The organism is bacterium, assembly GCA_024226335.1.
Taxonomy (GTDB): Bacteria; Myxococcota_A; UBA9160; order SZUA-336; family SZUA-336; genus JAAELY01.
The window spans coordinates 1-2,894 of sequence record JAAELY010000043.1; the positions used below are offsets into that span (position 1 = coordinate 1).

Sequence of the window (2,894 nt, forward strand, 5' to 3'; positions counted from 1 at the left end):
CCGACCAGGGCGAGCATACCGCAGATCAGCGCGCTGACTTCGAGTACGTACAACCGCAGCGGACGCCCGTTCCACAACAACACGGCGCGCGGAATCGCGAACGCGATGATATGCCCGGCCAGAACGGCCAGAATGCCGTAGTGGAACGGCACCAGTCCCCAGAAGTGCTGCTTGTTTTCCAGTAGCTGCGAGGACAAGCTGGAATAGGTGAACGACTGCATGCGGTAGCGTAGGATCGTCCCGATGAAGAACACCGCGAAGGCCAGATAGGGCAATGCGATGAACAGGAACTGGTCCAGGTAACGGAAGGCCGCGGATTCCGTCATGGTGTTCTCCCTCTCATTCCCGAGCATCCCTGCGCCCCGAAAACCGGCAATGGGTTCTTCGAGTCCGGCGGATTGCCGCGCTGTTCGCGCGGTTCCACGACCGTTACGTCGTGGTCCGTGCGCACCACCTTGGAGACGGTTTCGATCAGCGCTCGGTACGGGTGTTCGCCCTCGGCCATCCCCTCGTGCATCTTGTCCAGGCCGGGGAGCAGGTAGCGTGCGGCCAGCTCGTCGGCGTCATCGCCGGTCATTCGCCCGATCAGAAGCAGGACGTGTGTCAGATGGTCCGGCAGCTCGCAAGATTCGGGCACGTTCATCAGTCGCAGTTGCTCTCTGAGCTTGACCAGCAGCGCGCCTCTGGCGTAATCCTCACCGTAGATATGCCAGCCGATCTCCAATGTGCAGACGGCGTTGATGTCGAAAGTTCGCGTGTACATCTCCTGGATTTCTTCGTTGCTCATCCCACGGACGTGATCGTGAAGCGGTCGCAACAGCGCCGCGGCATCCGTGTACCCGTCCTCGAGAACTTCGATGCAGCGGGCCACCGCGTCGGGGAATCCGCCGTCCTCGGGGTAGTCCAGGAGTCGCGCCAGCCCGTCGTAACGCTGGGACCGGGCGGCCATCACAGCCCCCGCTTGGGGCCGCTGAGAAAGCCGAAGCCGGCTGCCTGTTTGTGATCCATCGTGTCCTTGATCATCTCGATCGCCTCTTCCCTGTGGGATGGCGGGATGACAAACCGTTCCGGGGCAGTGCACAACGAAGTCAGCTTGTAGATCGCTTCAGCCTCTTCCTTGGAACAATCCGCCGCACGCAGCAGCCGCGTGACGACCTCGCCGTCGACGTCGCCCACCGTGACCAAACGTCGGAAGTGCCGTACGGCCATCTGCTTCCTGAGTGCGTAACTGACTTTTCCAACGTTGCCTGCACCGAGCAGGTTGGCCAGATACTCCAGTGGCAGCCGGGCCTTCTCGATATCGTGGAAAAACTCCTCCGATTCGGTCACGGAAACGTCGTCCTCGCGCCGGGAAATCACGGGAAGCAGCGGCGGCACGTAGAACAGCATCGGGAAGGTGCGGTACTCGATGTGCGGTGGCAGCGCGATGCCCCACTCCTTCACGAACTTGTAAACCGGAGACTTACGCGCCGAGTCCATGACGGAGTCGTGAATGCCGTTACGGCGGGCCGCTGCGATCACTTCGGGGTCGCGCGGGTCGAGGATCAGCGAGCGATGAGCGTCGACGAGTTGATCGTCGGGGAGCTTGGCCACCTCCTCGAGTCGATCGGCGTCGTAGAGCAGTACGCCCAGGTAGCGTATGCGCCCGACGCAGGAGTGGAAGCACGCCGGGGCTTGCCCCGTCTCGAGTCTCGGGAAGCACAGGATGCACTTCTCGGATTTGCCGGTTTGCCAGTTGAAGTAGGTTTTCTTGTACGGACAAGCGGCCACGCAGGAACGCCATGCGCGGCAAACCTTCTGGTCGATCAGCACGATGCCGTCTTCGCCGCGCTTGTACAGCGCCCCGGATGGGCACGAGGCGACGCAGGCCGGGTTCAGGCAATGGTTGCAGATGCGCGGGAGGTAGAAGAACACCAGGCGCTCGACGGCCGACAGCTGTGCTTTCTGCTCGGCGGTCAGTCCTTCGAGGTTCGGATCGTTGGCCGCGTAAACCGGCGAGCCGCTCAGGTCGTCGTCCCAGTTGGGACCGGATTTGATGTCGATCGGCTTGCCGTCAATCATCGAGATCGGCCGTGCCGTGGGCTGGTCATCGCCTTCGGGTGCGTTGAACAGGTTCTGATAGTCGTAGGTCCAGGGTTCGTAGTAGTCGTCCAGGCTGGGCATCGAGGGGTTGTGGAAGATGTTGGCCACGACCCGTGCCTTACCCGTCGATTTTAGTTGGACCCCGCCATTCTTCTTCTCCCAGCCGCCACGGAACTTCTCCTGATTCTCCCACTGCATGGGATAGCCGGTTCCGGGTTTGGTTTCCACGTTGTTCCACCACATGTACTCGGTGCCCTTGCGGTCGGTCCAGATGTTCTTGCAAGCGATGCTGCAAGTGTGGCAACCGATGCACTTGTCCAGGTGGAACACCATCGAAACCTGGGATCTCACATCCATGTTCGTGTCCTCTCGCGCTACCAGATCAACTTCGGAAGTTTGCGCACGTAGATGTGGGTGTCTCGGTTACAGCCGACCGGGCCCCAGTAGTTGAAGTGGAATGTGAATTGACCGTAACCGCCGACCATCAGGTTCGGCTTGAGTCGCGTTCGGGTGACGCTGTTGTGCCCGCCGCCGCGGCGGTTGCCGCGCAGTGGCGATTTCGGGATCCCGTACGTTCGCTCCGGCGAGTGGTAGACGATGCACACGCCGCGCGGGATGCGGGCGCTGACACAGGCTCGGGTCAGCAGCACGCCGTGGTCGTTGTGCACCTCGACCCAGTCGTTGTCCTCGATGTCGATGCTCTCGGCGTCCTTGTGGTTGATCCAGAACGGTTCGCAACCACGGGACAGCGTCGTCATGCGCTGGTTGTCGCCGTAAGTCGAGTGGATGTGCCACTTTCCGTGGGGCGTGAG

The 2,894-nt window shown here is 61.5% G+C and carries 4 protein-coding genes; all 4 read right to left on the reverse strand.

Annotation, left to right across the window (positions count from 1 at the left end; all coding sequences use genetic code 11):
- A partial coding sequence (locus tag GY725_01830) for a respiratory nitrate reductase subunit gamma (protein ID MCP4002913.1) occupies nt 1-326 on the reverse strand: 326 nt, incomplete at its 3' end.
- Entirely contained in the window at nt 323-949 is a 627-nt protein-coding gene (locus GY725_01835) for a hypothetical protein (GenBank protein MCP4002914.1), read from the reverse strand. The genes GY725_01835 and GY725_01830, both read right to left, overlap by 4 nt.
- Nucleotides 949-2,439, reverse strand: a complete 1,491-nt coding sequence (gene narH, locus GY725_01840) for a nitrate reductase subunit beta (protein MCP4002915.1) — start codon at nt 2,437-2,439, stop codon at nt 949-951. The genes GY725_01835 and narH overlap by 1 nt, the downstream gene beginning before the upstream one ends.
- A gap of 17 nt (nt 2,440-2,456) precedes the next feature.
- Nucleotides 2,457-2,894 (reverse strand): nitrate reductase subunit alpha (gene narZ / locus GY725_01845; protein ID MCP4002916.1); only part of this gene is annotated, 438 nt, incomplete at its 5' end.